The 2,157-nt window shown below is 54.6% G+C and carries 2 protein-coding genes; both read right to left on the bottom strand.

The window, feature by feature from the left end:
* Positions 1–666: 666 nt before the first annotated feature.
* Positions 667–1,791, bottom strand: coding sequence for an aminotransferase (locus ACTQXO_RS08670; RefSeq protein WP_441033734.1), 1,125 nt, complete (start codon positions 1,789–1,791; stop codon positions 667–669).
* A 262-nt stretch (positions 1,792–2,053) separates the two neighbouring features.
* On the bottom strand, positions 2,054–2,157 hold a 104-nt coding region (locus ACTQXO_RS08665), incomplete at its 5' end, for an arginine deiminase family protein (RefSeq protein WP_147343553.1).

Raw genomic sequence — 2,157 nt, 5'->3', positions numbered from 1 at the left:
CAGGTTGAGGAGCTCGTCGCCGGGACGGTGCAGGCAGACCTTCCTGAGCTTGCCGATCTCGGAAGGCACGTGCAGACCTTTCGTCATGGCCTCCTACCTTTCTTTCGGGCCCTTGTCAGGGCCGATTCGTTAGCGCCCCTCCGTGTGAGGCGTTATTGCTGACGACATATTTATATCCAAAATCAACCCATACTTCCACCTTGCCCCCGAACGGTTTTTTATAGGGGGTGAACGGCATACACATATACTTCACGCATGGCACACTTCATCTTAATAAAGTTTATTTACGTGCTTAAACGCGTTTTCAATCCAAAAATCAAATGGAACTAAACTTTATTAAACCACCCTCAGATTGCATATTTCGTGCAACGATATGAATAGAATTCGCAATTCTTGCTGTGTCTCAACCATTTTGATTTTTATTCATAAAAAAGTTTGTCCTATTCATTTTTAGCAAACAGATTACCGTTTACCAGACGTTGGATACCGTTCACCGGAAGCTTAGTATAAGGCCCGTCGAATACCCGATCGATCTTGCGTCTCCATTTGTAACAACTTGACTTTTCCGGCGGCAAAGACATGCAGACCCGCTCCCCAAAAGGGGCGGGTCTGCATTCGGTACACCTAGGGCCAAGTAAGGTTTAGGCCTTCGAGGGCCTCAAGGGATTAGCGATCGAACTCGGCCAGTGCCTCGCCCAGAAGCTTCAAGCCCTTGCGAAGAACATTTTCGCTCGCGCAGTAGCCCAGGCGTGCGCCGCAGGGAAGCTCAAAACGGCTGCCGGGCACCAGCAGCACTCCCCTCTCGGACAACAGGCGCTTGCAGAACTCCTCGTCGTCCTCGGGAATATCAAGCTGGATAAACGAGGTAGACACGCCCTGCGGGGCCGTCCAGGAAACGCGATGTTGCGTATCGATCCAAGCCTGCGCGATATCGCGATTGCCAGACACGATCTTGCGGTTGCGCTCGAGAATCTTGTCCTTGTGCTCAAGCACATAGGTCGCCAGGGCATCGTTGAACACGCCGCCGCAGATCATGGTGTAATCGCGATAGGTACGGATGCGATTGGACACCTCTTCGTCGGTCACGACCCAACCCACGCGGGCTGCAGGCGTCGAATAGGTCTTAGATACCGAGTTGGTGACAATGGCCTTCTCATACACGTCGGCCATCGACATAAAGGACTCGGTGTTCTCGAGCGGCAGATATACCTCGTCACACAGCACGTAGGCGCCCACTGAACGGGCAATCTCGGCAATCTGACCGAGCGTATCGGCATCAAGCACCGTACCAATGGGGTTCGATGCGTTATTGATGCAGATGAGTTTCGTGTTGGGGCGAACGAGGCGCTTGAGTTCCTCGATATCGGGTTTCCAGCCAAGCTCCTCGCGAAGCTCCCAATACTCGACCTCGGCGCCGAGCGAACGCGGAATCTCATAGAGCGGCGCATAGGTAGGCCACTCGGCGATGACATGATCGCCGGGCTCGACCACGGCCATGATGGCGTTGAGGTTGGCACCCGTGCAGCCGTTGGTCTGCAGAATGTGATCGGGATTGACCTCACGACGATAGAGCTTGGCGACTTCAGCCTTAAACTCCGGTGAACCCTCGATCCAGCCGTAGTTCATCTTCTCGCGATCCAGGCGCTCGTAGAAGGTAGCGCCGTCCTGCTCGTCGAGCGCGCGCAGCTCACCCATGGTAAGCGACGAGATCGTCGACTGGGCGATATCCCACGTGGCGCTCTTCTCCCAAACGTTGAGCCATTCCTCAACGCCGATTGTCTTGATATCCATGGCTAGGCTCCAATCGCTAGAACACGGGGATGATGCCGGCGAAGGTCATGGGAATGGAGATGATGCCCAAAAGGCAAAGAAGCCGACACCGTTGGGGGGTATCAACGTGACTGCCCCTAGTCATATGGGCCGCCTTATCTGATGTTAATTAAGCTTCATTAAACAAGAATGGGGCGGTGCGAAAGATCCGCACCGCCCCAATGGGAGACATCTAATGGCAGCTAGATGTTTGTTTTAAGACCTGTACGGGTCTTTGAAAACCTTAGAGGTCCTCGCGCCAGAAGGGCATGCTCATGCAGCGCGGGCCGCCACGGCCGCGGGAGAGCTCGGCGGAGGGCACGACGAGAAGGTCCAGGCCCTCCTTGT

It is taken from the genome of Collinsella sp. LCP19S3_D5, assembly GCF_052121415.1.
GTDB lineage: Bacteria > Actinomycetota > Coriobacteriia > Coriobacteriales > Coriobacteriaceae > Collinsella.
The sequence above is the reverse complement of the archived record's forward strand: the minus strand, read 5'-3'. Positions and strand labels throughout refer to the sequence as shown.